This is a genomic window from Janthinobacterium sp. GW823-FHT06H09, assembly GCF_058794735.1.
Map to the genome: position 1 here is coordinate 303,714 of NZ_JBXAHC010000001.1, position 25,890 is coordinate 329,603.

General features: G+C 63.6%; 25 protein-coding genes. 6 read left to right on the forward strand and 19 right to left on the reverse strand.

The window, feature by feature from the left end:
- Window positions 1-59: 59 nt before the first annotated feature.
- Window positions 60-2,147, forward strand: a complete 2,088-nt coding sequence (uvrB, locus tag AC1Q6X_RS01500; RefSeq protein WP_492494685.1) for an excinuclease ABC subunit UvrB — start codon at window positions 60-62, stop codon at window positions 2,145-2,147.
- Between the two features lie 135 nt (window positions 2,148-2,282).
- On the opposite strand, the gene denD is transcribed toward uvrB, so the two are convergent.
- The 6 genes from denD to AC1Q6X_RS01530 are packed head-to-tail and all read right to left on the reverse strand — an operon-like array spanning window position 2,283 to window position 8,272.
- Complete coding sequence (gene denD, locus AC1Q6X_RS01505) at window positions 2,283-3,254, reverse strand: D-erythronate dehydrogenase (protein WP_492494687.1); 972 nt, start codon at window positions 3,252-3,254, stop codon at window positions 2,283-2,285.
- A gap of 2 nt (window positions 3,255-3,256) precedes the next feature.
- Complete coding sequence (otnI, locus tag AC1Q6X_RS01510; protein WP_492494689.1) at window positions 3,257-4,048, reverse strand: 2-oxo-tetronate isomerase; 792 nt, start codon at window positions 4,046-4,048, stop codon at window positions 3,257-3,259.
- Window positions 4,049-4,066: 18 nt separating this feature from the next.
- Complete coding sequence (gene otnC, locus AC1Q6X_RS01515) at window positions 4,067-4,711, reverse strand: 3-oxo-tetronate 4-phosphate decarboxylase (RefSeq protein WP_492494691.1); 645 nt, start codon at window positions 4,709-4,711, stop codon at window positions 4,067-4,069.
- The gene (otnK, locus tag AC1Q6X_RS01520; protein ID WP_492494693.1) at window positions 4,708-6,009 is read right to left on the reverse strand and encodes a 3-oxo-tetronate kinase; all 1,302 of its coding nucleotides are present in this window, start codon (window positions 6,007-6,009) and stop codon (window positions 4,708-4,710) included. The genes otnC and otnK overlap by 4 nt, the downstream gene beginning before the upstream one ends.
- A gap of 20 nt (window positions 6,010-6,029) precedes the next feature.
- On the reverse strand, window positions 6,030-6,929 hold the full coding sequence (gene ltnD, locus AC1Q6X_RS01525; protein ID WP_492494695.1) for an L-threonate dehydrogenase: 900 nt from the start codon (window positions 6,927-6,929) through the stop codon (window positions 6,030-6,032).
- 14 nt (window positions 6,930-6,943) lie between these two features.
- On the reverse strand, window positions 6,944-8,272 hold the full coding sequence (locus AC1Q6X_RS01530) for an MFS transporter (protein WP_409028163.1): 1,329 nt from the start codon (window positions 8,270-8,272) through the stop codon (window positions 6,944-6,946).
- A 189-nt stretch (window positions 8,273-8,461) separates the two neighbouring features.
- Here AC1Q6X_RS01530 and AC1Q6X_RS01535 point away from each other — a divergent pair, with 189 nt between their 5' ends.
- Window positions 8,462-9,274, forward strand: a complete 813-nt coding sequence (locus AC1Q6X_RS01535; RefSeq protein WP_070310460.1) for a FadR/GntR family transcriptional regulator — start codon at window positions 8,462-8,464, stop codon at window positions 9,272-9,274.
- A gap of 39 nt (window positions 9,275-9,313) precedes the next feature.
- Here the strand turns inward: AC1Q6X_RS01535 and AC1Q6X_RS01540 are convergent, their stop codons facing one another.
- Window positions 9,314-10,228, reverse strand: coding sequence for a LysR family transcriptional regulator (locus AC1Q6X_RS01540; RefSeq protein WP_099411638.1), 915 nt, complete (start codon window positions 10,226-10,228; stop codon window positions 9,314-9,316).
- A 252-nt stretch (window positions 10,229-10,480) separates the two neighbouring features.
- Here AC1Q6X_RS01540 and AC1Q6X_RS01545 point away from each other — a divergent pair, with 252 nt between their 5' ends.
- A complete protein-coding gene (locus AC1Q6X_RS01545) occupies window positions 10,481-11,284 on the forward strand; it encodes a substrate-binding domain-containing protein (RefSeq protein ID WP_099411639.1) in 804 nt (267 codons plus the stop codon).
- A gap of 34 nt (window positions 11,285-11,318) precedes the next feature.
- On the forward strand, window positions 11,319-12,653 hold the full coding sequence (locus AC1Q6X_RS01550; protein ID WP_492494698.1) for an MFS transporter: 1,335 nt from the start codon (window positions 11,319-11,321) through the stop codon (window positions 12,651-12,653).
- A 27-nt stretch (window positions 12,654-12,680) separates the two neighbouring features.
- Here AC1Q6X_RS01550 and AC1Q6X_RS01555 read toward each other — a convergent pair whose 3' ends face one another.
- Entirely contained in the window at window positions 12,681-13,307 is a 627-nt protein-coding gene (locus AC1Q6X_RS01555; protein WP_070221929.1) for a flavin reductase family protein, read from the reverse strand.
- Window positions 13,308-13,510: 203 nt separating this feature from the next.
- Here AC1Q6X_RS01555 and AC1Q6X_RS01560 point away from each other — a divergent pair, with 203 nt between their 5' ends.
- Window positions 13,511-14,572, forward strand: a complete 1,062-nt coding sequence (locus AC1Q6X_RS01560; RefSeq protein ID WP_070292228.1) for an AI-2E family transporter — start codon at window positions 13,511-13,513, stop codon at window positions 14,570-14,572.
- A 131-nt stretch (window positions 14,573-14,703) separates the two neighbouring features.
- On the forward strand, window positions 14,704-15,363 hold the full coding sequence (locus AC1Q6X_RS01565) for a glutathione S-transferase family protein (RefSeq protein ID WP_492494701.1): 660 nt from the start codon (window positions 14,704-14,706) through the stop codon (window positions 15,361-15,363).
- A gap of 19 nt (window positions 15,364-15,382) precedes the next feature.
- On the opposite strand, the gene AC1Q6X_RS01570 is transcribed toward AC1Q6X_RS01565, so the two are convergent.
- The 11 genes from AC1Q6X_RS01570 to der form a co-directional block, all read right to left on the reverse strand.
- A complete protein-coding gene (locus AC1Q6X_RS01570; protein ID WP_034752016.1) occupies window positions 15,383-15,688 on the reverse strand; it encodes an NIPSNAP family protein in 306 nt (101 codons plus the stop codon).
- Window positions 15,685-16,611 carry a WD40 repeat domain-containing protein gene (locus tag AC1Q6X_RS01575; RefSeq protein WP_492494703.1) on the reverse strand — a complete coding sequence of 309 codons (927 nt, stop codon included), beginning with the start codon at window positions 16,609-16,611 and terminating at the stop codon, window positions 15,685-15,687. The genes AC1Q6X_RS01570 and AC1Q6X_RS01575 overlap by 4 nt, the downstream gene beginning before the upstream one ends.
- The gene (locus AC1Q6X_RS01580; RefSeq protein WP_070221921.1) at window positions 16,608-17,117 is read right to left on the reverse strand and encodes a GNAT family N-acetyltransferase; all 510 of its coding nucleotides are present in this window, start codon (window positions 17,115-17,117) and stop codon (window positions 16,608-16,610) included. Before AC1Q6X_RS01580 ends, AC1Q6X_RS01575 begins: the two co-directional genes overlap by 4 nt.
- Window positions 17,118-17,182: 65 nt before the next feature.
- Entirely contained in the window at window positions 17,183-17,728 is a 546-nt protein-coding gene (locus AC1Q6X_RS01585) for a phosphoribosyltransferase (RefSeq protein ID WP_034752020.1), read from the reverse strand.
- 66 nt (window positions 17,729-17,794) lie between these two features.
- Window positions 17,795-19,108: an adenylosuccinate synthase gene (locus tag AC1Q6X_RS01590; RefSeq protein WP_034752021.1), complete on the reverse strand. Its 1,314-nt coding sequence runs from the start codon at window positions 19,106-19,108 to the stop codon at window positions 17,795-17,797.
- Window positions 19,109-19,111: 3 nt separating this feature from the next.
- A complete protein-coding gene (locus tag AC1Q6X_RS01595) occupies window positions 19,112-20,272 on the reverse strand; it encodes an ATP phosphoribosyltransferase regulatory subunit (protein ID WP_070221919.1) in 1,161 nt (386 codons plus the stop codon).
- Between the two features lie 269 nt (window positions 20,273-20,541).
- Complete coding sequence (gene hflC / locus AC1Q6X_RS01600) at window positions 20,542-21,429, reverse strand: protease modulator HflC (RefSeq protein ID WP_070221917.1); 888 nt, start codon at window positions 21,427-21,429, stop codon at window positions 20,542-20,544.
- Window positions 21,429-22,721 carry an FtsH protease activity modulator HflK gene (hflK, locus tag AC1Q6X_RS01605; RefSeq protein WP_121670114.1) on the reverse strand — a complete coding sequence of 431 codons (1,293 nt, stop codon included), beginning with the start codon at window positions 22,719-22,721 and terminating at the stop codon, window positions 21,429-21,431. Before hflK ends, hflC begins: the two co-directional genes overlap by 1 nt.
- 2 nt (window positions 22,722-22,723) lie before the next feature.
- A complete protein-coding gene (hflX, locus tag AC1Q6X_RS01610) occupies window positions 22,724-23,947 on the reverse strand; it encodes a GTPase HflX (RefSeq protein WP_046685708.1) in 1,224 nt (407 codons plus the stop codon).
- A 114-nt stretch (window positions 23,948-24,061) separates the two neighbouring features.
- Window positions 24,062-24,298 carry an RNA chaperone Hfq gene (gene hfq / locus AC1Q6X_RS01615; protein WP_008450615.1) on the reverse strand — a complete coding sequence of 79 codons (237 nt, stop codon included), beginning with the start codon at window positions 24,296-24,298 and terminating at the stop codon, window positions 24,062-24,064.
- Window positions 24,299-24,540: 242 nt separating this feature from the next.
- Complete coding sequence (gene der / locus AC1Q6X_RS01620; protein WP_034752028.1) at window positions 24,541-25,887, reverse strand: ribosome biogenesis GTPase Der; 1,347 nt, start codon at window positions 25,885-25,887, stop codon at window positions 24,541-24,543.
- Window positions 25,888-25,890 lie beyond the last annotated feature (3 nt).

Sequence of the window (25,890 nt, forward strand, 5' to 3'; positions counted from 1 at the left end):
CCCGAAATACAACGCCAGGGCCGCCAGCAGAGCACTATTCTAACAAAGGTCTGATTCACATGCCCGAATTATCTACCGCCAGCGAGGCGGAAAGCGCAATTATCTCTTTCCCGGACTCCCCCTTCAAGCTGCACCAGCCCTTCCCTCCGGCCGGCGATCAGCCCACGGCAATCGACCAGCTGTCCGAGGGGATTGCCGACGGACTGGCCTTCCAGACCCTGCTGGGCGTGACCGGTTCGGGCAAGACCTACACCATGGCCAACGTCATCGCGCGCATGGGCCGGCCCGCCATCGTCTTCGCGCCGAACAAGACCTTGGCGGCGCAGCTGTACAGCGAGTTCCGCGACTTTTTCCCGCAGAACGCCGTCGAATACTTCGTCAGCTACTACGATTACTACCAGCCCGAAGCCTACGTGCCGCAGCGCGACCTGTTCATCGAAAAGGACTCGTCGATCAACGAGCATATCGAACAGATGCGCCTGTCGTGCACCAAGTCGCTGATGGAGCGGCGCGACGTCATCATCGTCGCCACCGTCTCGGCCATCTACGGTATCGGCAATCCGAACGAATACCACCAGATGATATTGACCCTGCGCGTGAAGGACAGGGTCGCCCAGCGCGACGTCATCGCGCGCCTGATCCAGATGCAGTACACGCGCAACGAGGTCGATTTCGGCCGCGGCACCTTCCGCGTGCGCGGCGACACCATCGACATCTTCCCCGCCGAGCATGCGGAGCTGGCCGTGCGCCTGGAAATGTTCGACGACGAGATCGAATCGATCCAGCTGTTCGACCCGCTGACGGGCCGCGTACGGCAAAAGATCCCCCGCTTCACCGTGTATCCGGGCTCGCACTACGTGACGCCCCGCTCCACCGTGCTGCGCGCCGTCGAGACCATCAAGGACGAGCTGCGCGAGCGCCTCGAGTTCTTCCGCAAGGAAAATAAACTGATCGAGGAGCAGCGGCTGGAACAGCGCACGCGCTTCGACCTGGAAATGATGGCGGAGATCGGTTTCACCAAGGGCATCGAGAACTACTCGCGCCATCTGAGCGGCGCGCTGCCCGGCGAACCGCCGCCGACCCTGGTCGACTACCTGCCGGCCGACGCATTGATGTTCCTCGACGAGTCGCACGTGCTGACGGGCCAGCTGAGCGCCATGTACAACGGCGACCGCTCGCGCAAGACCAACCTGGTCGACTACGGTTTCCGCCTGCCGTCGGCGCTCGACAACCGGCCCTTGAAATTCGAGGAATTCGAACAGAAGATGCGCCAGACCGTGTTCGTCTCGGCCACGCCGGCCGAATACGAAAAGACCCATTCTGACCAGGTGGTCGAACAGGTCGTGCGCCCGACCGGCCTGGTCGACCCGCAGATCATCGTGCGCCCCGCCAGCAGCCAGGTGGACGACCTGATGTCGGAAATCGTCGAGCGCATCAAGAAGGACGAGCGCGTGCTGGTGACCACCCTCACCAAGCGCATGTCCGAGCAATTGACGGAATACCTGGGCGACCATGGCATCAAGGTGCGCTACCTGCACAGCGATATCGAAACGGTGGAGCGCGTGGAGATCCTGCGCGACCTGCGCCTGGGCACCTTCGACGTGCTGGTGGGGATCAATCTGCTGCGCGAGGGCCTGGACTTGCCGGAAGTATCGCTGGTCGCCATCCTCGACGCGGACAAGGAAGGCTTTTTGCGCTCTGAACGCAGCCTGATCCAGACCATCGGCCGCGCCGCGCGTAACCTGAACGGCACGGCGATTTTGTACGGCGACCGCATCACGGACTCCATGCGCCGCGCCATCGACGAGACGGAACGCCGCCGCGCCAAGCAGATCGCCTTCAATACGGCCAACAACATCATCCCGATCGGCGTGAAGAAATCGATCCGCGAAATGATCGACGGCGTCTACAGCCCGCAGGAAGCGCGCGAGACCCTGCAGGTGGCGCAGGAAGCGGCGAAGTTCGAGGCCATGAGCGAGAAACAGGTCAGCAAGGAAATCAAGCGCCTGGAAAAACTGATGGTCGACCACGCCAAGAACCTCGAGTTCGAAAAGGCGGCGCAAGTGCGCGACCAGCTGCACATCCTCAAGCAACAGCTGTTCGGCGCGCCCGGCACCGACAATGTGGCGTCGATCATGGGCAAATAAGCCCCACGCGCTGGCATGGCGCAGGTCGGATTAGCTGGCTGACAGGCCAGCGCAATCCGACATCAGCACTTAAACCAACGCCAGCAATATTGTCGGATTACGCGGCGTGCCGCCGCTAATCCGACCTACGCGGCTTCATGCTTTCGCATCCTCGATATACGCACGGATGATGCTGGCGAAATCCGCATCGGCCGTCAAGCCCAGCGCCTCGGCGCGGGCCGTGTCCCAGGCGCCGGGCCAGCTCTTGACGATGCGCTCGACGACCGGATCAGGGGCATAGCTGATGCGGGCAACGACGTCCGCGCCGGCGACTTGTTCCAGCGCGGCGATCATCTCGCCCACGCTCACGCTCAAGCCCGGCAAGTTCACCGTGCGGCTGGAGCCAAACATCTCGCCCGCCAGTTCGTGGCCGGCGATCAGCGAGGCGATGGCGCCGCGTGGCGACAGCAGCCACAATCGCAAATCGGTGGACACGGGGCAGACGGCCGCCTCGCCATTCAACGGTTCGCGGATGATGCCGCTGGCGAAAGACGACGCCGCCTTGTTCGGTTTGCCGGGACGCACGCTGATGGTGGGCAGACGCAGCACGCGGCCATCGACAAAGCCGCGGCGGCTGTAGTCATTGAGCAGCAATTCGCCGATGGCCTTTTGCGCGCCGTACGACGATTGCGGGTTCAGCGCGGTGGTGTCCTGCACCACGTCCGGCAACTTGCCGCCATAGACGGCCACGGAGCTGGTGAAGACCACTTTAGGCTTGTGCCCCAGTTCGCGGCAGATATCGAGCAGCAAACGCGAGGCATCGAGGTTGATGCGCATGCCCAGCTCGAAATCGGCTTCCGCCTGGCCGCTGACGATGGCGGCCAGGTGGAAGATCGACGCGGTCTGCGCATCGATGGTGGCGCGCATCAAGGCGCCGTCGGCGATGTCGCCCATGACGACCTTGACGCGCGCATCGTGGAAGTCATGCGCGGCCACCACGTCGACCAAAACCAGCTCGCTGATCGCTTGCAGCTGGCCGTGGCTGTCCGTCAGCTGGCCTTGCGCCAGCAACTGGCGCGCCAGGCGCTGTCCCAGGAAACCGGCGCCGCCGGTAATCAATACTTTCATCTTCATGCTCCTTGTTTGTTGTTGTATGCAGCGAGCCAGCCCAGGCCATCCTCGGTACGCCCGCGCGGACGGTATTCGCAGCCGATCCAGCCCTCGTAGTCGAGCTCGTCGAGCAGCCTGAATAAATACGGGTAATTGACTTCGCCATCGTCCGGTTCATTGCGGGCCGGGACGCTGGCGATCTGCACGTGGCCGATGCCGTCGAAGTTGTTTTGGAACGTCATGGCGATATCGCCCTCGACGATCTGCGTGTGATAAAAATCCATCTGCACCTTGACGTTGGGCGCGCCCGACTCCAGGCGCAGCGCATGGCCCTGCGCCTGCGTGACGAGGAAATAGCCGGGCATGTCGCGCCCGTTGATCGGTTCGATCAAGAGCTCGATGCCATGCTCGCCCACGGCTTTCGCGACGTACCGCAGGTTGGCCAGGTAGGTGGCGCGGTGCAGATTGACGTCGGCGCCCACGGGCAGCAGGCCCGCCATCATGTGCACGCGCGGCGTGCCCAGCGCCAGCGCATATTCGATGGCGCGCGCCACGCCGGCACGGAATTCCGCTTCGCGGCCCGGCAGCGAGGCGATGCCCCGCTCACCGGCCGCCCAGTCGCCCGGCGGCAGGTTGAACAGCACGTTCTGCAGCTTGTTTTCGCGCAGCCAGCCGGCCACTTCCTGCGGCGCGTGATCGTAGGGGAACAAAAATTCGACGCCCGTGAAACCCGCTTGCGCCGCGGCGGCAAAGCGCTGCGGGAAAGGCACTTCATTGAACATCATGGTCAGGTTGGCGGCAAAACGGGGCATGCGGTATCTCCTTGAATCTTATATGTCGAGTTTGAATGTGTGCTTCAGGTCCGCGATCTGCGCCGCGTCGAGCGGGCGCGTGGGCACGTCGCGCAGCAGCAGGAACAGCTTGGCCGTCTCTTCCAGTTCCTCGGCCGCATACACGGCCGCTTCCAGGCTGGTGCCCGATACGACGGGACCGTGATTGGCCAGCAGCACGGCCGAGTGCTTGCGCGCCATGGCGCCGATCGCGCCCGCCAGCGCCGGGTCGCCCGGACGGTGATACGGTACCAGGGGCAAGCGCCCCACCTTCATCACAAAGTATGGCGTGAGCGGCGGGATGCAGTCGTCATGGTTCAAGCCGCACATGCACGACACGGCAGCCGAATGCGTCGAGTGCAGGTGCACGATGGCGCCCGCGCTGCTCCGCTCTGCGTACATGGCGCGGTGCAGGAACGCCTCCTTGGACGGCGGCGCTCCGCTGATCAGCTTGCCATCCCAATCGAGCTTGGACAGCTGCGCGGGATCGAGCCGGCCCAGGCTGGCATTCGTCGGCGTGAGCAGCCAGCCGTCGGACAGGCGCACGCTCAGGTTGCCGCTGCTGCCGGCCGTCAAGCCCCTTTCGAACAGCGACTTGCCGAAGTCGACGATCAGCTCGCGCTGGCGCGATTCCGTGGCGCTCATGCCAGCACCTGCCAGGCCTTGCTGAAGAAATCCACGGTGCCGAAATTGCCGGACTTGAGGGCCAGCGCCAACGGTGCCCTGCCTTCGTCGCCCGGCGCTGGCAAGGCTAGCGTCCAGGGCACGCCGGGGTCGATTTCGGGGCCGATGCGCAAGCCGGCAATGCCCAGCGCTTTCACCACGGCGCCCGAGGTTTCGCCGCCGGCGACGATCAACTGGCCCACGCCGAGGCGCACCAGTCCCTGCGCGATGGCGGCCAGGGCTTCCTCGACGAGGGCGCCGGCACGCTCCACGCCCAGCTGCGCCTGCACGGCGCGTACCGTATCCGGCGTGGCCGTGGCATAGATCAAAATGGGGCCTTGCGCCAGGTGTTGATTCGCCCAGGCCAGCGCCTGCGCCACCACGACGTCCACCACCTCGCCGCCCGCAGCCAGCGACAAAGGGTCGACGTGGAAGGACGGCGCCAGTTCGCGCAGGTGCGCCACCTGCTGCTGCGTGGCCACGGAACAGCTGCCCGAGATCACGGCGCGCAATCCGGAGGCCGGCGGCAAGCGCCCCGCCAGGCCCGCAGGCGATGGCGACAACTGGCCCCGCTGTCGAAAATTCTGCGGTAATCCCAACGCGATGCCGGAACCGCCCGTGATCAGTTTCAAGTCGGCGCAAGCGGCACCGATGGCTTCCAGGTCGCGGTTCGACACGGCATCGACGACGGCGAAATGGCAGCCCTGGCCGCGCAAGTCCGTGAAGCGCTGGGAGATGGCGGTCGCGCCCTTCTCCACCACACTGTAATCGGCCAGGCCCACCTTGGCCTGCACCTGCTGCTGCAGCACGCGCACCAGATTCGAATCCGTCATCGGCGTCAGGGGATGGTCGCGCATGCCCGACTCGGCCAGCGGCACGTCACCGACGAAGAGGTTGCCCTTGTAGATGGTGCGGCCATTCGCGGGAAACGCGGGGCAGGCGATCGTGAAGTCCGTGTCGAGCGCCCGCATCAGCGCTTCGGCCACGGGACCGATATTGCCGCGCGGCGTGGAGTCGAACGTGGAGCAGTACTTGAAGTAGAACTGGCGGCATCCGGCTTGCTGCAGCCAGGCCAGCGCGACCAGCGATTCGGCCACCGCCTCTTCCGGCGCATTCGTGCGCGACTTGAGCGCGATGACGACGGCATCGACGTCGGCTGGCGGCGGACCTTGCGGCACGCCGATCAGCTGCACCGTGCGCATGCCGGCCTTGACCAGCATGCCGGCCAGGTCGGTGCCACCCGTGAAATCGTCGGCGATACATCCCAGTAATACAGTCATGATGGTTCCTTTTGATTCAGTTACGCTTTCGCCGGCAGATCGATACCGGGGAAAGTTTTAATCACGGCCGAGTCGTCCTCGCCGCCAAAGCCAGCGGCCGACGCCTGCATGAACATCTGGTGCGCCGTGGCCGACAGGGGCAGTGGAAAGACGCTCTTTTTCGCGTAATCGAGCACTATGCCGAGGTCTTTCACGAAAATGTTCACGCTTGATAACGGCGTATAGTCGCCCTTCAAAATGTGCGGCACCCGGTTCTGGAACATCCAGGAACTGCCGGCGCTGTTTGAAATGACTTCGTACAAGGCATCGGCGTCGCAGCCGGCGCGCAAACCCAGCGCCATCGCTTCGGCGGCGGCGGCGATGTGCACGCCGGCCAGCAGCTGGTTGATCATCTTGACTTTCGAGCCCTGCCCCGGCTGCTCGCCCAGGCGGTACAGCTTTGCACAGATGGCGTCGAAAATACCGGCGCAAGCGTCGAACGCCTCGGGCGCGCCGGCCGCCATCACCGACATCTCGCCGGCTTGCGCCTTGGCCGCGCCGCCGGAAATGGGCGCGTCGATGAAGCGCAGTCCCATGGCCGCCAGGCGAGCACCGAGCGCTTCGGCAAATTCGGGCGCCGCGGTGGCGCAGGCGATGACGACGCTGCCCGGCGCCAGGGCGCTGGCCGCACCGTGTTCTCCAAACAGCACGGCTTCCGTCTGCTGCGCATTGACGACGACGATCAGCAAGGCCTGCACCTGCGCCGCCAGCGCGGCCGGCGATTGCGCCGCATGGGCGCCCTTGTCGACCAGCGTTTGCACGGTTTCCGGGCGCACGTCGCAGGCATGCACTTCAAAGCCCGCGCGCAGCAACGATTGCGCGATGCCCATGCCCATGGCGCCCAGGCCGATCACGCCCACTTTTTTCATTTCTACGTTCATCTGCTACTCCAGTCTTATTTGTTCACCAGCTTGGCCGGCACGCGCATGATGATGAACGCGCCGATCACCAGGATGCCGGCCAGCAGGTAGATGGCGATATCGGTCGATTGCGTCAGATCCTTGATCGAACCGATCATGTACGGCGCCGCGAAGCCGGCCAGGTTGCCCACCGAATTGATGGCGGCGATGCCCGCGGCGGCCGAGACGCCGCCGAGGAAAGCCGTCGGCAGGCTCCAGAACATGGGCGAGGCGGCCAGGATACCGCCGGCGGCGATCGTCAGGAAGAAGATGGCCCAGCCCGTGTTGTGGGCGCCGGCCAGCGCGCTGCAGACGATGGCGGCGGCGCCGACCACCAGCGGGATCGCCATGTGCCAGCGGCGTTCGCGGTATTTGTCCGAGCTGCGGCCCAGCAGGATCATCGACGCCACGGCCACGGAGTACGGAATCGCCGTGAACAGGCCGATATTGAGCACGCCCGTCACGCCCGCCGCCTTGATCAGACTGGGCAGCCAGAAGGTCAGCGAATACTGGCCCATCACGCAGCAGAAATAAATCAGGGCCATGACCCAGATGCGCGGGTCGGCGAACATGGCGCGGATCGACGGATGCGAGACCTTGCCCTGCGCTTCCGTGGCGATGCGCTGCTCGAGGATGACTTTTTCGTCTTCCGTCAGCCACTTCGCGGCGCGGATGCTGTTATCGAGGTACAGCAGCACGGCCACGCCCATCAGCGCGGCGGGTATCGCTTCGAGCACGAACATCCACTGCCAGCCCGCGTAGCCGTGCCAGCCGGCGAAGGTTTCCATGATCCAGCCCGACAGGGGGCCGCCGATCAGGCCCGCCACGGGAATGGCGGCCATGAAGGTGCACACCATGCGCGCGCGGCGCTCGGACGGATACCAGTAGGTCAAATAGAGAATGATGCCGGGGAAGAAGCCCGCCTCGGCGATGCCGAGCAGGAAGCGCATCACGTAGAACTGGGTCGGCGTGGTGACGAACATGAAGGCGCCCGAGATGATGGCCCAGGTGATCATGATGCGGGCGATCCACACGCGCGCGCCGATCTTGTGCAGCATCACGTTGCTGGGCACTTCGAACAGGAAGTAGCCAAGGAAGAACACGCCGGCGCCCAGGCCGTACACGGTTTCGGAAAACTGCAGGTCGGCCAGCATTTGCAGCTTGGCGAAGCCCACGTTCACACGGTCGAGGTAAGCGACGATGTAGCACAGCATGAGGAAAGGGATGATGCGCCAGGTCACCTTGCGATAGACGGCGTCGTCGATGGTTTTCTGGCTGGCGGCCACGCCGGCCGCCTGCCCGGGCAATGCTTGTGATACGTCCATGCTTGTCTCCTGATCGCTGGGGGATCGACCGTGCCGGGTTTTTATGGTCCACCGGAGGTGGCTGGCAACTTGTCTAAAATTTGTATGGATGTATATTATGTGTGTGTTTTGTGTGTGTCAAGCTGTATATTCCATATAATGGCAAGCAGGCAAGCCCGCATAAAAACCGCTAGCACAAGGATGCACCCGATGGACCGCACGTTCCGCTTTACCCTTCCCCCGCCGGAGCCCGCCGCGGGCAGTTTCACCACCGGCACGCTGGGTGCGCGGGTGGCGGCACGGCTGCGCCAGCAAATCCACAACGACGGCCTGGCCGGCGGCACGCGTCTGCCGTCCGAGCAAGCGATGGCAACGCACTTCGGCGTCAGCCGCACGGTGCTGCGCGAAGCCATCGCCCTGCTGCAGGCGGACGGCATCGTCGCCACGCGCAAGGGCAGCGGCACGTTCGTTTGCGCGCAGGATGGCGCGAAGACGGGCGAACGGGGCGACGAGCTGACGGAGCAGTCCGTGCAGTCGCTGCTGAATCTGATCGAGGTGCGCCAGGGACTGGAAGCGGAAATCGCCGCGCTGGCGGCCGTGCGGCGCACGCCGGGCCAGCTGGCCGACATCGAACACGCGCTGCGCCGCATCGAGGAAGCCGTGGCGGCCGGCGTCGACGGCGTGGAAGAAGACGTGCGCCTGCACCTGTGCATCGCCGAGGCGACGGGCAACCCCTACTGGCCGAAATTCGTCGCCATGTTCGCCGACCCGATCCGCTCGGCCGTGAAGGTCACGCGCGCGAATGAAGCGCGGCGCACGGACTTTTCCATCGAAGTGCGGCGCGAACATGAAAAGATCGTGCAGGCGATCGCCGACGGCGACCCGCAGCGGGCGCGCCAGGCGGCCATGGAGCACATGCAGCACGCGGCCGAGCGCGTGCGCCTGGCCGACCGCGAATTCTGGCGCGGCGACGGCGGCGCGCTGGCGCGCACGCTGGGGCGCGATCCCATCATGCAAAAATAAGGTCCGGGTCCTCGATTCTCCTGCGCCGCACTGCAGCGCTCATGCCCGCCGCCCCTGCTTTCCTATGCTCGCGCTCATCATCTCGAACAGAGTGCGAGACGCGGGCGGCATCGCGTGCTGATGCCGGCTGATCAAGCCCAGCGTGCGCTTGACGGCGGGATTGACGAGCGGCACGCCGACCACCGCGCCTTGCCGCTCCGGCAGAATCGACAGGCCCGGCACCGCCGCCACGCCCAGGCCCGACTCCACCAGCGCCAGGATGCCTGACACGTGGTTGATCTCGCACGAGATCCACGGATGCTTTTCCACGCCGGCCAGCGCCGCGTCGAGCACGCTGCGGTTGCCGCTCGACTTGGCCACCGAGATATAGCGTTCGTCGACTGTATCCTTCCAGCTCAGCTTCTTGCGCTTGGCCAGCCGGTGATCGGCCCGCATCGCCAGCACGTAGGTCTCGACGTAGATGGGCTGGAAATGGATCTCCGGATTTTCCGCGCCCGTAAAGCTGATGCCGAAATCCGCCTCGCCAGACAGCACGAGGTTGAGCACGTCCTGCGCGCTTTCGTCATGCACGCGCACACGAATTTTCGGAAACTGCGCGCTGAAGCGCTTGAGCACGTCCGGCAGGAAATGCCAAACGGCCGAGGGCACGCAGGCGAATGTCACCGTCCCCGTGCGGTGCGCGGCCAGGTCGGCCACTCCCAGCACGGCATCTTCCAGGCCGTTGAGCGCATCGCGCACGTTTACCAGGAACACCTGCCCCACATTGGTCAGCTGCACGCGCCGTGTGGTGCGCTCGAACAGCTTGACCCCCAGCGCATCCTCGAGTTTTTCGATGCGGCGGCTGAGCGCCGGCTGCGACAGGAACAGGTCCGCCGCAGCCTGGCGAAAGCTGTTGCGCTCCGCCACGGCCACAAAAGCCTGCAAATCATGAAGCTCGTAATTGATGCGCTGCATGCATTAATCCTCGGAAAAATTGCAATTATCAAATTATGCCATTTCAACGATGATGGGGGCTGAATGCTGAGCCTCGCCAAGAAGGCCTGAACTGAAAAAGGAGACATGATGCGACACCATTCCACGTTCGCGCTTTTACCGGCGGCCGGCGGCGCGACGCTGCCGGCGTCACGGAAACACACCTCAACAACCGCCACGGCACGGGCTTGACACCCGGCCTCATGAAAAAATTTTAACATCAGGAGAACCATCATGCCTCGGCATACTCTGCTGCAAACCTCGCGCCCGCTGCTCGCGGCGCTGGTGCTGCTGGCCGCCGGCGCGGCGCATGCCGCCGACATCCGCGTGGTCAGCTCGGGCGGCTTCGCCCAGGCCTACAAAAACCTGGCGCCCGCCTACGAGCGCGCCAGCGGCGACCAGTTGCTGTCCGAATGGGGTCCGTCGATGGGCACCACCAGGAATGCGATCCCGGCGCGCCTGGCGCGCGGCGAGCCGATCGACGTCGTCATCATGGTGGGCGACGCGCTCGACAAACTGATGCAGGAAGGCCGCCTGGTCCCCGGCAGCAAGGTGGTCCTGGCCAATTCGCCGATCGCCTGCGCCGTGCGCCACGGCGCGGCAAAGCCCGACATCAGCACCACCGAGGGCTTGCGCAGCGCTTTCCTGCAGGCGCACAAGGTGGCCTATTCGGACAGCGCCAGCGGCGAATACATCGAGAAGCAGCTGATGAAGACACTGCACATCGCGGAGCAGATGCAGGGCAAGGCCGCGAAAATTCCCGCCACCCCCGTCGGCGAAATCATCGCGCATGGCGAGGCCGATTTCGGCTGCCAGCAGCGCAGCGAGCTGCTGCCGGTCCAAGGCATCGACATTGTCGGCCTGCTGCCGCCGGAAGTGCAGTTGATGACGCAATTTTCGGCGGCGCTGGTCCCGGGCGGCAAAGAACCGGAAGCCGGCCGCGCCTTGCTGCGCTTCCTCGCCGCCCCGGCCAACGCCGGCGCGATCGAAGCGACCGGGCTGCAGCCGGCATCGGTACCAGCAACAGCAACGCACTAGTCGACGTCACTCATCTTTCCTCAATAGGTAAACCATGGCCATTCCATCGACCGCCGCACCCCTCGCCGAGCCGACAGCGCCGCGCGCACAGGCACGCCCTCCTTCGCGCATCGCCACCGTCATCCGGGTGACGAGCGGGAACTTCATCGAAATGTACGATTTTTTCCTGTTCGGCTTTTATGCGACGTATATTGCCAAGGCCTTCTTCCCCGCCACCAGCGAATACGCGGCCCTGATGATGACCTTCGCCACCTTCGGTGCGGGGTTTTTCATGCGGCCGCTGGGTGCCATCATCCTCGGCAGCTATATCGACCGCATCGGCCGGCGCAAGGGACTGGTGCTGACCCTGGCCATCATGGCTTCCGGCACGGCGCTGATCGCCTTCGTGCCCGGCTATGCCACCATCGGCTTGCTGGCGCCGTTCCTCGTGCTGATCGGGCGCTTGCTGCAAGGTTTCTCCGCCGGCGTGGAGCTGGGCGGCGTGTCGGTCTACCTGTCCGAGATGGCGACACCCGGCAACAAGGGCTATTACGTCAGCTGGCAATCGGCCAGCCAGCAGGTCGCCATCATCTTTTCCGCGGCGCTCGGCTACTATCTCAACGCAACCTTGAGCAAGGAATTCATCGCGGACTGGGGCTGGCGCATCCCGTTCTTCATCGGCTGCTCCATCATCCCGGTGGTGTTCTACATCCGCCGTTCGCTGCAGGAGACCGAGGCCTATCTGACGCGCAAATCGCATCCGACGTTCCGGCAAATGCTCAAAACCATCAGCCTCAACTGGCCGCTGGTCGTCAGCGGCGCGATGCTGATCGTGCTGACGACGGTGGCGTTCTATCTGATCACCGTCTACACGCCGACCTTCGGCAAGAGCGTGCTCAAACTGAGCACCGAGGACAGCCTGCTCGTCACCTTGTGCATCGGCCTGTCGAACTTCCTCTGGCTGCCCGTCATGGGCGCGCTGTCCGACCGCATCGGGCGCTGGCCCATCATGGCCGCGTGCGCGGCGCTGACGGTGCTGACCGCGTACCCGTCCCTGTCCTGGCTGGTCGCCCATCCCAGTTTCAACCACATGCTGATGGTCGAGCTATGGCTGTCCTTCCTGTACGGCAGCTACAACGGCGCCACCATCGTCGCGCTGACGGAAATCATCCCGGCCAGCGTGCGGACCACGGGCTTTTCGCTGGCCTACAGCCTGGCCACCGCGCTGTTCGGCGGCCTGACGCCGCTGGTGTCGACCCTGCTGATCGAGAGCACCGGCGACAAGGCGGCGCCAGGCTACTGGATGGCGGGCGCCGGCGCCATCAGCCTGCTGGCGACGTGGCTGATCTATCGCGGCATCGTCAAGGAGCGCCATCCCGTTCCCGATTGAACCAGTACGGCCTGGCCAGACGGCGCATTACGGCCAGGCTGGCCGGCGCATGTGGAACAGGCTGGCCGGTCCGATCTCGAAATAATCGGCCGGGCCGCCGCCGCGCAAGATCGGCGCGGCGGCGGCCGTGTCGTACACGCCGTCGGCCAGCAGATGGCGCGCGATGTGCACGCCCACCACTTCCCCCAGCACCAGCCAGCTGCCGACACCGTCGCCATTGACGCCCTGCAGCTCGATGATCTGCGTGCGCCGGCATTCGAAGGACACGGGGCTTTCGGCCACGCGCGGCACGTCCACGATGCGCGAGGCGGCCGGCGTCAGGCCGGCCAGCGCGAATTCGTCGACTTCGGGCGGCGCCGGCGCGCAACTGGCGTTCATGGCCTCGGCCAGCGGGCGGGTCGCCAGGTTCCACACGAATTCGCCCGTCTGTTCGATATTGCGCAAGGTATCCTTGCGGCCGATGCTGGAAAAGCCGATCAGCGGCGGATGGTAATTGAAGGCGTTGAAAAAGCTGTACGGCGCCAGATTGAGCACGCCCGCACTGCTGCGCGAGGCGATCCAGCCGATCGGACGCGGCCCCACGATGGCGTTAAAGGGATCGTGCGGCAGGCCGTGGCCCTGCGCAGGTTCATAAAAATGGATGGGGTCAAGCACGCGGATTCCTGAAGTCAAAGGAAGTCAACGGCGCCCGGGATGGAACGCCTGGAACGACAGCTTACTGGAATTGCCGCCACCGCGTTGCCAGCCCGCCGGCGCGCCGGGTGCGCTCGCGCACGCAGCACGACAATTGTATGGCGCACGGCCCTTGGCCTCGCTTATGATGGGGCAACTCAACCCTTATCATTGCGCTATCGCCCATGCCTACCCTCACGCTGCACCAGAAAGTGTTCCTGCTCCTCTTGAGCATCGTCACCATCGGCTTCGGCTGGATATTGGCGCCGTATGCGGGCGCCATCTTCTGGGGCGTCATCCTGGCGATCCTGTTCGCGCCCGTGTACCGCTGGCTGCTGGCCAAAACCCGGGGCCGCGCGGGCCTGGCGTCGCTGCTGACCTTGCTGTTGATCATCGTCATCGTGATCCTGCCGCTGTCGCTCATTTCCGTATCGCTCGTGAACCAGGCGGCCAGCGTCGTGGAAATGGTGCGTTCGGGCGAAATCACGGTCGCCATGTTCTTCAATAAAATCATGGCCGTGCTGCCGCAATGGCTGATCAACCTGCTCGAGCGCTTCAACCTGACCAGCCTGGCCAGCCTGCAGGACAAGCTGGCCGAGGGCGCCACGCAGGTAAGCCAGGTGGTGGCCGTCAAAGCCATCAATGTGGGCCTGTACACCTTCGAATTCCTCACCAGCCTGTGCATCATGCTGTACCTGCTGTTTTTCCTCATGCGCGATGGCTCGACCCTGTCAGCCCGCATCAAGAACGCCGTGCCGCTGAGCCGCAAGTACAAGCAGCGCCTGTTCACCAATTTCACCACGGTGATCCGCGCCACGGTGAAAGGCAACATCCTCGTGGCGATCGCCCAGGGTGCCCTCGGCGGCCTGGCGTTCTGGTTCCTCGACGTGCCGGCACCCCTGCTGTGGGCCGTGCTGATGGCCTTCCTGTCGCTGCTGCCGGCCGTCGGCGCCGCCCTCGTGTGGGCACCCGTGGCAGCCTACTTCCTGGCCACGGGCGCCATCTGGCAAGGCGCCGGCCTGGCCGCCTTCGGCGTCTTCGTCATCGGCCTGGTCGACAACGTGCTGCGCCCTATCCTGGTGGGCAAGGACACGAAGATGCCCGACTACGTGGTGCTGCTGTCGACCGTGGGCGGCATGGCCCTGTTTGGCCTGAACGGCTTCGTCATCGGCCCCGTGGTGGCGGCCCTGTTCATCGCCTCGTGGGACCTGTTCGTCTCGGCCAGCGAATTCCAGGCTGAGGATTAAAGCCTGGCACTGGGGGAGCGGGCAATGCCACGGCGCCGACATCAGCATGGCCCGGACCGCTTGCATTGATCCGGTGATTGCACTATCGTTGCTGCACGCGCGTGTTGCCAACCTTGACAGGAGATCCCACCGTGTCGCTGATCCTCTACGGCCATCCCTTTTCCTCGTACACGCAAAAGGTGCTCATCGCCCTGTACGAAAACGCCATACCGTTCGATTTCCGCTGCCTGGCGCCGGACATGCCGCAGCACCTGCAGCAGTGGCTGGCGCGCTGGCCGCTGCGCAAGTTTCCGCTGCTGGTGGATGGGGAGCGCAACGTCGCCGAGACCAGCATCACCATCGAATACCTGCAGCTGGCCCATCCCGGCCCGCTGCGCCTGCTGCCGGACGACGCCATGCAGGCCCTGGACGTGCGCTTTCTCGACCGCTATTTCGACCTGCACGTCATGACGCCCGTGCAGCATGCCGTCGGCGCCGCCCTGACGGGCGACCCGGCGAAGACCGAGGAAGGCCGCGTGTTTGCCGGCAACAAGCTGGACCTCGCCTACGCCTGGCTGGAAACCCGCCTGGCCGGCAAGACGTGGGCGACGGGCGAAGACTTTACCCTGGCCGACTGCGCCGCCGCTCCGTCGCTGTTCTATGCGGACTGGACGCAGCCGATTCCCGCCACGCTGCCCCTGCTGCGCGCCTATCGCACCCGCTTGCTAGCCCGTCCATCGTTCGCCCGCGCGGTGGACGAGGCACGTCCGTACCGCCACCTCTTCCCCCTGGGTGCGCCGCAGCGCGACTGACCTTGTTCAGTAAACCTGTTCAGGCAAACACGGGGCGGAAAAAACTGCGCTCGTAGCTGACGATGCAGCGCGTCTCCTCGGCATAGCGGAAGGCGGCCTGGCATTCGGCATCCTGCATCGAATCGCTGCGGTACTGCTCGTACAAGGCCAGGCTGGGGAACGAGAACATGGCCAGGGCCACGTTGCTGGCCCCTTCCGACGGCAAGAAGTAGCCGTGATGCTGGCCGCCGAAGCGCTCGACCAGCGGTATCCACAGCTTGCCGTAGGCTTCGAATTCCCGCAATTTGTACGGGTCGATGATGTAGCGCAAATAACAGGTGATCATGCGGTTTCCTTGTGAATGTTCAACTCCATCAGCATGCCGGATTCCCAGGAGCCGATGGCGGACAATGGCGAGCCGGGCAAAAAGTCCAGCGCGCAGGGATACGTAAATTCTTCCTGCGCCAGGACGCAGAGCCCGGGCCAGCCATACAACAGCAGCTTGCCCTTGCCGATGCGTCCCAGCGCGCTGCCATCGGGCAGCCAGCGCAAGGCGTCTCCCGTGCCGCCGCCCGCCTCCACGGGCACCGTGGCCAGCCGGCGGCCATCGGCCAGCGCATAGACCGACAGGAACTCCTCGCCGCCCGCGTGATGCAGCACAGCCAGGGACGCTCCGTCGGGCGATGGCGCGCACGACTTCAGTCCTGGCAGCGACAGCACCTTGCGCCCGCCGCCCGCCTGCAGGGGCCAGTCCCATACGCTGCAGTAGTCGGGCGGCTGCACCTGCCCCTCGTCCACCGATTTGACGCCGTGCAGGACCAGCAAGCGCCGCCCGCCATCGATGGCGTGCATGGCGCGCAGCATCTCGCCCGCATGCTCCTGCGTGAAGCGCAGCTCGCCCGTCTGCGCGTCGCGTACCCGCAGGCGGCCATCCCAGCCGCCGTCGGCAAGATACTGCCCGCACGGCGACCACGCGGGGCCGCCGCCTTCGCCATCCTTCTTGTTCTGGAAATTGAGCAGCAGTTGCCCCGATGCCGCTTCCACCACGGCCAGCTGGCCCGTCGTGCTCTTGATGGCCAGCCGGCTGCCATCGGGCGAAAAGGCAAGGTCCGACATGTGCGCGATGAATTTGCCGCGCCACAGTTTCTGGCGTGCCGCCACGTCCCACAGGACCAGGTCGCGCCCCAGCACGGCCAGGCGCGTGCCATCGGGCGAAAACCGCACGCCGTAGCTGCAGCCCAGCTTCAGGGGCTTGCGCGCTGCCGTCATGGGCGCGCCAGGCGGTAGACGACGCTGTCGATATCGTAATGGCGTTCCATGCCCACATATTGCATGCCCAGGCGCGTCATGACCTTGATCGAGGCGGCGTTGTCGGGATGGGCCACGGCCACCACTTCCGGTGCGCCGACGACGTCGAACGCATGCGCGACGATAGCGGCCGCCGCCTCGCTGGCATAGCCCTGCCCCCAGCCCGTGCGCGCCAGGCGCCAGCCGATTTCAAGGGGATTGGCCCTGTCGCCGGAGAGGTGCTGCAGGCAGGCCATGCCCACCAGTTCACCGTCATCGAGGCGTATCAGCGCCCACCACGAATAGCCCCATTCGACCCAGCGGCCCATGGTGCGCGCGATGGCCGCGCGCGTCACCTCTTCGGTCTCGGGCTGGCCCGCGTTCAGGTAGGTCATCACCTCGGGATCGGTGTTGAGCGTGCGCATGCGCTCGTAGTGGCTCTCGTTGATCGGTTCCAGGCGCAGGCGCGCCGTCGTCAGTATGGTCATCGCATTTCCTTGGACGAAAAAAAAGACGATACACGATCGTCTTTTTTTTGCAAGCGCGCACGCAATTACTTGCCTGCCTCGCCCTTCTTGATCCACGCCGCCAGCTGGTGCGGACGCAGGCCGTCGTAGTCTTCGAACGGCTGATGGATCCACGGATTGTGCGGCAGTTCGTCGAGGAAGTAATCGGGACGCACGACGGAGCAGCCCTTGAGCCAGATCACGGCCGATTTGACTTCGGTCACGTCTGGGAAGTTTTCCTTCAGGTGACGCGTGACCTTGTCCAGCGTGACGCCCGAATCGGCCAGGTCGTCGACCAGCAGGATGCGGCCGGCCAGCGGGCCCTTGGTCATGGTCATGTACTTGGCAATATCGAGGTCGCCGCGCACCGTGCCCGCGTCTTCGCGGTAGGAGCTGGTCGACAGGATGGCCAGCGGCAAATCAAAAATGCGCGAGAACACGTCGCCAGGACGCACGCCGCCGCGCGCCAGGCACAATACCTGGTCGAATTTCCAGCCCGATTCGTAGACCTTGAGCGCCAGGCGCTCGATCAGGCGGTGGTACTCTTCCCAGTTGACCCAGAGATGTTGATCGTTCGATTGTGGGGTAGTCATGATAGTGAAATCTTATTATTAGCGTGATTAAAAAAATCCGCCTTGCGGCGGATTGTGTCCAGCAGCTTACTCGAATGGGTGGCGCAGCACGATCGTTTCTTCACGATCCGGACCGGTCGAAACCATGTCCACCGGTACGCCGACCAGTTCTTCGATGCGCTTGATGTAGGCGCGCGCCGTTGCAGGCAGGGCCGCCAGCGATTTCGCGCCGACCGTGCTTTCCGTCCAGCCCGGCATCTCTTCGTACACGGGCACGCAACGGGCGGCTTCTTCAGCGCCCGATGGGAAGATGTCCGTGGCCACGCCGTCGATGGTGTAGCCGGTGCACAGTTTCAGCGTTTCGATACCGTCGAGCACGTCCAGCTTGGTCAGGCACATGCCCGTCACGCCGTTGATCTGCACGGAGCGGCGCAGCAAGGCGGCGTCGAACCAGCCACAGCGGCGGGCACGGCCCGTGACGGTGCCGAATTCATGGCCGACTTGCGCCAGATGGTGGCCAACGCCTGCATCCGTTGGCAGTTCCGACGGGAACGGGCCGGAGCCGACGCGCGTCGTGTAAGCCTTGGTGATGCCCATGATGTAGTGCAGCATGCCAGGACCGACGCCCGAACCAGCGGCGGCATTGCCGGCCACGCAGTTCGACGAGGTGACGAACGGATAGGTGCCGTGGTCAACGTCGAGCAGGGAACCCTGCGCGCCTTCGAACAGCAGGTTCGCGCCGGCCTTGTGCGCCTTGTACAGCGCGCTCGACACGTCGGTGACCATCGGACGCAGACGCGGCACATAGGCCAGCGCGTCGTCGAGGGTCTTCTGATAATCGACTTTCGGCGCCTTCAGGTAGTTTTCCAGCACGAAGTTGTGGTAATCGAGGTTTTCGGCCAGCTTTTCGGCAAAGCGCTTCTCGTTGAGCAGGTCGGCGATACGGATCGCGCGGCGCGCCACTTTGTCTTCGTAGGCCGGGCCGATGCCCTTGCCGGTGGTGCCGATCTTCGCATCGCCACGCTTGGCTTCACGCGCCAGGTCGATCGCGGTGTGGTAAGGCAGGATCACGGGTGCCGCGTCCGACACTTTCAGGCGCGAGGCAACTTCGACGCCGACCGCTTCGAGCTTGTCGATTTCGCGCAGCACGTCCGGCACGGAAACGACCACGCCGTTACCGATGTAGCAGGCGACGCCTGGACGCATGATGCCCGACGGGATCAGCTGCAGTGCGGTTTTGACGCCGCCGATGACCAGCGTGTGGCCTGCATTGTGGCCGCCCTGGAAGCGCACCACGCCTTGGGCGTGATCGGTCAACCAATCGACGATCTTGCCTTTACCTTCATCGCCCCATTGGGTGCCGATGACAACAACGTTCTTTGCCATAATTTTCTTTGACATCACTCAACCTAAGTTTTTAAGAATCCAGCTACTACCATTATCGGCAAGTACCAGCACGCGATCGCACTCGAACTCGTCTTGTTCATTACTGTGACCCGGCATACTCTGGATCACGACCTCGCCCGCCTTGCGCAACTCGGCGATTTTTTCCTTCAATTCTGGCGCGCTGCCCCACGGCGCGCGGATCGAATGCTTCCGTTCCGCGGTCGGCAACAGGCGCGCCAGTTCGCGCAAATCGAGCGAGAAGCCGGTCGCGGGACGTGCCCGGCCGAACGCTTCGCCGACGTGGTCATAACGGCCGCCGCGCGCAACCGCGTTCGGCAAGCCTGGTACATACAGCGCAAACATCGCGCCGCTTTCATATTGGTAGCCGCGCAGGTCGGCCAGGTCGATCGCCACTTCGGCGCGGCCCAGCGCGGATCCTGCCAGCGCGGCCAGTTCGGCCAGCGCCTTGAGCACGCCCGGCAGCGGCGGCAGCACTTCGCGCGCACGCGCCAGCACGTCGATGTCGCCGTACAGGTTCGGCAAGGCCAGCAGCGCATCGCGCGTGACGGCGTCGTAACCGGCAGTCAGGGCGCGCAGGCCCGGCGCATCTTTCGCGCGCAGCAAGGCGTACAGCGCAGCTTCGTCGCGCCCGGCGGCGGCGTCTTGCGCAATGATAGCGCGCAACAGGCCGACGTGCGACAGATCCAGGCGCACGCTGTCGAAACCGGCCAGTGCCAGCGAAGCGAGCGCCAGTTCCTGGATCTCGGCATCCGCTTCCAGGCCGGCGTGGCCATAGATTTCGGCGCCGATCTGCAGCGGTTCGCGGGTGGCGTGCAGGCCCGACGGACGGGTATGCAGCACGCTGCCGGCGTAGCACAGGCGGGTGACGGTGGCACGGTTGAGCAGGTGGGCGTCGATGCGCGCCACTTGCGTCGTCATGTCGGCGCGCAGGCCGAGCATGCGGCCCGACAGCTGGTCGACCAGTTTGAACGTGCGCAGGTCGGTATCCTTGCCAGCGCCGGTCATCAGCGATTCCAGATACTCGAGCAGCGGCGGCATGACCAGTTCATATCCGTACAGACGGAAATTATCCAGCATGAGGCGGCGCAGCTCTTCGATCTTGCGCGCTTCCGACGGCAGAACATCGGCAATATTTTCGGGCAAAAGCCAATTCGGCATGAGGGAGCGAGATACGGAAGAAAGTTGAAAAAATGCATCATGCGAGGCAGCGGCGGGCGCGCCAGGCAAGAGGCCGAACCTGATATTTTACGCGAAAACACGGGCCTTTAGGGATAAGTTGTCCGAAACGCTGCCGCACGGCCCTAAAAACACCGCATTTTACGCCTTCCCGCAACAACTAGACGGGCACAAAAAAACGGGGCCGGCATCGATGCCGGCCCCGCTGCTGCCGCCCCCGTCCTTGCGGCCGGGTGCAGTGCGATGCTGTCTTACTTCTTGGACGGAGCGGCCGTGCCGTTACCCTTGAAGTACTTGAAGAATTCCGAACTCGGATCGACCACCATCACGTCGCCCTTGTCCTTGAAGGTGGCGCGGTAGGCTTCCAGGCTGCGGTAAAACTTGTAGAACTCCGGATTCTTGCCAAACGCTTCCGCATACACCTGCGACGCCTTGGCATCGCCCTCGCCGCGGATCTTCTCGGCTTCGCGATACGCTTCGGCCAGGATCACCGTGCGCTGCTTGTCGGCGTCGGCGCGGATCTTCTCGGAGTCGGCCGAACCGGTCGAACGCAGTTCATTGGCCACGCGCACGCGCTCGGACTTCATGCGCTCGTACACGGAGTTGTTGATCTGCTCGACGTAATCGACGCGCTTCAGGCGCACGTCGACGATGCCTACGCCGATGGCCTCGGCCTCGGCCGCCACCTTGGCCTTGATCGCCTGCATCACCTTGCCACGCTCGCCCGAGATCACTTCGCGCACCGTGCGCTTGGTGATTTCATCGTTCAGCGCCGCCTTGACGATTTGCGACATGCGGTTGCGCGCACGGCTTTCATCGCCGCCGAAGCTGCGGAAATAGGTCTTTGGATTGACGATGCGCCACTTCACATACGCGTCGACGAGGATATTCTTCTTCTCGGCCGTGATGAAGCGTTCCGGTTCCGGCGTGTCGAGCGTCAGGATACGCTTGTCCAGGTAGATGACGTTCTGGAACGGCGGCGGCAGCTTGAAGTACAAGCCTGGCTTGCTGATCTCGTCCTTGACTTCACCGAGGGCGAAGACGATGGCGTATTTACGCTGATCGACCACGAACACGGTCGAGGAAAGGAGCATGATCGCGATGAAACCCGCGATCAGGGCGGCAACGATACGGTTCATTAGCGGCTCTCCCGTTCACGCGAAGAGCGGCTGTCACGGCGCTGATTGACTTCTACTGTCGGCATGGCTTCCTGTGGCAAAACGGTGTTGGCTGCGGGTGTCGCGGCAGCACGGGCGGCGGCAGCGGCAGCATCGGTGGCAGCCGTCTGGGCGATCAACTTGTCGAGCGGCAGATACAGCAGATTGCTGCCCGTCTTGGCGTCAACCATGACCTTGCTGGCACTGCTGAACACTTGCTGCATCGTTTCCAGGTACATGCGGTCGCGCGTGACAGCCGGCGCCTTCTGGTACTCGACCAGCACCTGCTTGAAGCGCGACGCGTTACCTTCGGAGTTCTCGGTCACCATGGCCCGGTAGGCCTCTGCTTCCTGCACCAGGCGGAATGCTGCGCCGCGGGCTTTAGGAATGACGTCATTGGCGTAGGCCTGGCCTTCATTCTTCTGGCGTTCACGGTCCTGGCCTGCCTTGACGGCATCGTCGAAGGCGGCTTGCACCTGCTCCGGCGGCTGCACGGCCTGCATCGTCACGTTGTTAATCAACACGCCAGCCTTGTAATCTTCAAGAATCTGCTGCATCAATTTCTGCGTATCAAAAGCCACTTTTTCGCGGCCTTCATACAGCACGAAGTCCATCTTGCTGCGGCCGACCACTTCGCGGATCGCCGTCTCGGCGACCTGGCGCAAGGTGTCTTCCTGGTCGCGCAGGCTGAACAGCCATTCCACGGGATCTTTCAGGGTGTACTGCACCGCGAACTGGATGTCGATGATGTTTTCATCATCCGTCAGCATCAGCGACTCGCTGGCCTGCTTGTTGCGCAGCGAGGTGCGATAACCCACTTCCACCGTGCGCACCTGCGACACGTTGACGGTTTCATCGGTCTGGAACGGATACGGCCAGCGCCAGTTGAGACCGGCCGGCGCCGTGCGCGTGTATTGGCCAAACGTCAGCACCACGCCGCTCTGGCCCTCTTGCACGATGAAGGCGCCGCTGGCGAGCCAGATGAAGACGGCGATCACGCCAACGACGCCGGCGGTGATGCCGGCGCCCTTCATGTCGGGGCGCGGGCCATTGCCGCCACCGTTGTTATTGCCGCCGTTGTCGGGACGGTTCTTCTGTCCGAAAAAGGCGTTCAGGCGCTGATTGAAATCGCGCCACAACTGATCGAGGTCCGGCGGACCTTCGCCGGGCTTTTTGCCTTCTTGGGCTTTCTTGCCGTCGTCCTTGCGATTGCCCCAGCGGGGATCGTTCAGGGACAACTTCAAGCCTGTTTTTTTGAGTAGGGAGACAAGCATAACTATCGTGTTCCGACTTGGGAGTGGGTGGAAATCCTATCGTCCTCGCCAGGCTCTTCGTCCTGGTCCGGGGCGGCGCCATCGTGCTGGTCGTACTGACCGTCAAACTGATCTTCCTGCGGTGCTTCGTCGTTCTGATACAGGTGGGCAGAACGGGGCGCCTTCCTGGCCATTTCGACGATCGCATCGCGCAGCAGGTCGAGCCCGCTGCCCTTCTGCGCACTGACGAACACGCGACTGATCGTAGCATATTCATCGCGCTCCACCGAAGGCTCCAGCCCGGCCGCATCGATCTTGTTCCACACGAGGATTTGCGGAATATGATCGGCGCCGATCTCTTTCAAGACCAGGTTGACCTGCTCGATCTGCTCCATGCGCACCGGCGACGCGGCGTCGACGACGTGCAGCAGCAGATCGGCATGGATGGTTTCTTCGAGCGTGGCGCGGAAGGCGGCCACCAGCTGGTGCGGCAATTCGCGCACGAAGCCGACCGTGTCGGAGATCACCACGTTACCCACTTCCTGGCCCAGGTAAACCCGGCGCGAGGTGGTGTCGAGGGTGGCGAACAACTGGTCGGCGACATACACGCCGGCCTTGGTCACGGCATTGAACAGCGTCGACTTGCCGGCATTGGTATAGCCGACGAGGGACACCGAGAATGTGTGATTGCGGCCGCGCGCGCGGCGCTGCGTTTCGCGCTGCTTGTGCAGTTTTTCCAGGCGCGCGCGCAGGGCCTTGACACGGTCGCCGATCAGCCGGCGGTCGGTCTCGAGCTGCGTCTCGCCGGGACCGCGCAAGCCGATACCGCCCTTTTGCCGTTCCAGGTGGGTCCAGCCGCGGATCAGGCGCGTGGCCAGATGCTGCAGCTGGGCCAGCTCGACTTGCAGCTTGCCCTCGTGGCTCTTGGCGCGCTGCGCGAAGATGTCGAGGATCAGGCTGGTACGGTCGAGCACGCGCACATTCAGGCGCTTTTCCAGATTGCGCTGCTGGGCGGGCGAGAGGGCGTGATTGAAGATGACGATTTCCAGGCCATCGTTGACGACGACGTCGCCAATTTCATCGGCCTTGCCGCTGCCGACGAAATACGCGGAATCGGGACTGGAACGCTTGGCCGTGATGGTGGAAATCGGGTCCGCGCCAGCCGAACGCGACAACAGCATGAGTTCCTCCATGCTGGCGGCGAAGTCGCTGTGACCGAAGTCAACCCCGACTAGTGCCGCGCGCATGATGGCATCTGATGAGTTGCGGCGAACGCCGACGCCGATGCAAACGCATCAGCGCCGCTGGCGCGGACGGGGGCGATGGAGGGTGAAAGGCGCTGGGCCGTCAAGCTCAACGCTTTACTCCGCTTCAGATTCAATATTGAGATTGACGGCACGGGCCGGCACCACTGTCGAGATGGCATGCTTGTACACCATCTGTGTCACCGTATTGCGCAGCAATACGACATATTGATCGAACGATTCGATATGGCCCTGCAATTTAATGCCATTGACCAGGTAGATCGAGACAGGAACATGCTCTTTGCGTAATGCATTGAGGAATGGGTCTTGTAACAGTTGCCCTTTGTTGCTCATAACAGCTCCGTTGTTTATGTTGTTGTGTAAGAATTGGAGGCGACTCGCTTGATTTCAAGTGCTCTCACACCTTTCAAAGAAAGAAAGATGCGTCATAGCTACTGTAACCTGTTTTCGCGATCGCTGTCGCGCATGGCGCATTAACACTTTATTATTTCCGTGCAAATAACCATTGAATTGGCTGTCGGCGCCGCATTATCTCCGCGGCGCCTTAATATGCACTTAATCCAGCTGTTAACTCATTACTTGCTTGGCGTGCGTGCAAACGGGTTTTTACCCGTACGCAATTCGATGCGCAGCGGCGTACCGACCAGGGCAAACGTATCGCGGAAATGTTTTTCCAGATAACGCTTGTAGGGATCGCCAACGGCGTCGAGCGCATTGCCGTGAATAACGATCACAGGCGGGTTCATGCCGCCCTGGTGGGCATAGCGCAGCTTCGGACGGATCGAACCCTTGCGGCGCGGCTCCTGCTTCTCCACGGCCTCGATCAGGGCGCGCGTCAGCTTCGGCGTCGACAGGTCGCACATGGCGGCCGCATACGCGGCGTTGAGCGACTTCATCAGTGGGCCGATGTTGGTGCCCTTCAGCGCCGAAATGAAATGCATCTGCGCGAACGACAGGAAATCGAGCTTGCGGTCGATATCGATCTTGATTTCATCGCGCTCGTGCGATTGCAAGCCATCCCATTTATTCACGGCCACGACCAGCGCGCGGCCCGATTCCAGGATAAAGCCGGCGATATGCGCGTCCTGCTCCGAAATATCCTGCTGCGCGTCGAGCATCAGCACGACCACGTTGGCTTCGGAAATCGACTGCAGCGTTTTCACCACCGAGAATTTCTCGATCGCTTCAAACACCTTGCCGCGGCGGCGGATACCGGCCGTGTCGATCAGGGTGTATTGCTGGCCATCGCGTTCGAACGGGATTTCGATCGAATCGCGCGTCGTGCCCGGCATGTCGAAGGCGATCACGCGCTCTTCGCCCAGCAGGGTGTTGATCAAGGTCGACTTGCCCACGTTCGGACGGCCGACGAGGGCGATCTTGATGCCGCGGTCGGTCTTTTCCAGCTCTTCAGGCTCATCCGGACGCTGCGCGAACGCCAGGTCCAGCATCACTTCGACGAGGTCGTTGACGCCGTCACCGTGCGCCGACGAGATCGCATACGGATCGCCCATGCCCAATTCATAGAATTCGGACACGACGGCCGTGTAGCGCATGCCTTCGCTTTTGTTGACCACCAGCAAGACCGGGCGGCCGCTCTTGCGCAGGAAGTCGACGATGGTCTTGTCATGCGGGGTCAGGCCCTGACGGCCGTCCACGATGAACACCACCACGTCGGCCTCGGCCACGGCCTGCTTGGTCTGCAGTGCCATCTGGTGCATGATGCCTTCCTTGGCGACGGGTTCGAAACCACCCGTATCGATGACGAGGAAGGGACGTTCGCCGACACGGCCTTCGCCATAGTGACGATCGCGCGTCAACCCAGGCAAATCCGCCACCAGCGCATCGCGCGAGCGGGTCAGACGATTGAATAAAGTCGATTTCCCAACATTGGGTCGACCTACTAGTGCAATTACCGGCTTCATTGT

Bases quoted from the DNA above. Each gene is read 5' to 3' on its own strand.
- uvrB (WP_492494685.1), top strand. From the start codon at position 60: ATGCCCGAATTATCTACCGCCAGCGAGGCGGAAAGCGCAATTATCTCT.
- denD (WP_492494687.1), bottom strand. From the start codon at position 3,254: ATGAAAGTATTGATTACCGGCGGCGCCGGTTTCCTGGGACAGCGCCTG.
- otnI (WP_492494689.1), bottom strand. From the start codon at position 4,048: ATGCCCCGTTTTGCCGCCAACCTGACCATGATGTTCAATGAAGTGCCT.
- otnC (WP_492494691.1), bottom strand. From the start codon at position 4,711: ATGAGCGCCACGGAATCGCGCCAGCGCGAGCTGATCGTCGACTTCGGC.
- otnK (WP_492494693.1), bottom strand. From the start codon at position 6,009: ATGACTGTATTACTGGGATGTATCGCCGACGATTTCACGGGTGGCACC.
- ltnD (WP_492494695.1), bottom strand. From the start codon at position 6,929: ATGAACGTAGAAATGAAAAAAGTGGGCGTGATCGGCCTGGGCGCCATG.
- AC1Q6X_RS01530 (WP_409028163.1), bottom strand. From the start codon at position 8,272: ATGGACGTATCACAAGCATTGCCCGGGCAGGCGGCCGGCGTGGCCGCC.
- AC1Q6X_RS01535 (WP_070310460.1), top strand. From the start codon at position 8,462: ATGGACCGCACGTTCCGCTTTACCCTTCCCCCGCCGGAGCCCGCCGCG.
- AC1Q6X_RS01540 (WP_099411638.1), bottom strand. From the start codon at position 10,228: ATGCAGCGCATCAATTACGAGCTTCATGATTTGCAGGCTTTTGTGGCC.
- AC1Q6X_RS01545 (WP_099411639.1), top strand. From the start codon at position 10,481: ATGCCTCGGCATACTCTGCTGCAAACCTCGCGCCCGCTGCTCGCGGCG.
- AC1Q6X_RS01550 (WP_492494698.1), top strand. From the start codon at position 11,319: ATGGCCATTCCATCGACCGCCGCACCCCTCGCCGAGCCGACAGCGCCG.
- AC1Q6X_RS01560 (WP_070292228.1), top strand. From the start codon at position 13,511: ATGCCTACCCTCACGCTGCACCAGAAAGTGTTCCTGCTCCTCTTGAGC.
- AC1Q6X_RS01570 (WP_034752016.1), bottom strand. From the start codon at position 15,688: ATGATCACCTGTTATTTGCGCTACATCATCGACCCGTACAAATTGCGG.
- AC1Q6X_RS01575 (WP_492494703.1), bottom strand. From the start codon at position 16,611: ATGACGGCAGCGCGCAAGCCCCTGAAGCTGGGCTGCAGCTACGGCGTG.
- AC1Q6X_RS01580 (WP_070221921.1), bottom strand. From the start codon at position 17,117: ATGACCATACTGACGACGGCGCGCCTGCGCCTGGAACCGATCAACGAG.
- AC1Q6X_RS01585 (WP_034752020.1), bottom strand. From the start codon at position 17,728: ATGACTACCCCACAATCGAACGATCAACATCTCTGGGTCAACTGGGAA.
- AC1Q6X_RS01590 (WP_034752021.1), bottom strand. From the start codon at position 19,108: ATGTCAAAGAAAATTATGGCAAAGAACGTTGTTGTCATCGGCACCCAA.
- AC1Q6X_RS01595 (WP_070221919.1), bottom strand. From the start codon at position 20,272: ATGCCGAATTGGCTTTTGCCCGAAAATATTGCCGATGTTCTGCCGTCG.
- hflC (WP_070221917.1), bottom strand. From the start codon at position 21,429: ATGAACCGTATCGTTGCCGCCCTGATCGCGGGTTTCATCGCGATCATG.
- hflK (WP_121670114.1), bottom strand. From the start codon at position 22,721: ATGCTTGTCTCCCTACTCAAAAAAACAGGCTTGAAGTTGTCCCTGAAC.
- hflX (WP_046685708.1), bottom strand. From the start codon at position 23,947: ATGCGCGCGGCACTAGTCGGGGTTGACTTCGGTCACAGCGACTTCGCC.
- hfq (WP_008450615.1), bottom strand. From the start codon at position 24,298: ATGAGCAACAAAGGGCAACTGTTACAAGACCCATTCCTCAATGCATTA.
- der (WP_034752028.1), bottom strand. From the start codon at position 25,887: ATGAAGCCGGTAATTGCACTAGTAGGTCGACCCAATGTTGGGAAATCG.